This is a genomic window from Paraburkholderia sp. J67 (genome assembly GCF_905220265.1).
Classification (GTDB): Bacteria; Pseudomonadota; Gammaproteobacteria; order Burkholderiales; family Burkholderiaceae; genus Paraburkholderia.
This window is the reverse complement of the sequence record NZ_CAJMZK010000118.1, coordinates 1-355: the sequence shown is the minus strand read 5'-3', so window position 1 is coordinate 355 and position 355 is coordinate 1. Positions and strand designations below refer to the sequence as shown.

Sequence of the window (355 nt, the reverse complement as noted above, 5' to 3'; positions counted from 1 at the left end):
CCGTATCGGCGCGACGCACTCGGTGGTGTTCGGCGGCTTCTCGTCGAAGTCGCTCAACGAACGCATGGTGGACGTGGGCGCGGTCGCGCTCATCACCGCCGACGAGCAGATGCGCGGCGGCAAGGCGCTGCCGCTGAAGAACATTGCCGATGAAGCCATCGCCATGGGTGGCTGCGAGGCGGTGCAGAGCGTGATCGTCTACCAGCGCACGGGCGGCAAGACCGGCTGGACCGAAGGCCGCGATCACTGGATGCATGAGCTCTCCGAAGCCGAGAGCGACACCTGCGCGCCGGTGCCCGTGGGCGCGGAGCACCCGCTCTTCATCCTCTACACCTCGGGTTCGACCGGCAAGCCC

The 355-nt window shown here is 67.9% G+C and carries 1 protein-coding gene; it reads left to right on the top strand.

Going from position 1 to position 355, the window contains the following annotated elements:
- Nucleotides 1-355: AMP-binding protein (locus tag U5782_RS41440; protein WP_322049647.1), on the top strand; the 355-nt coding region annotated here is incomplete at both ends.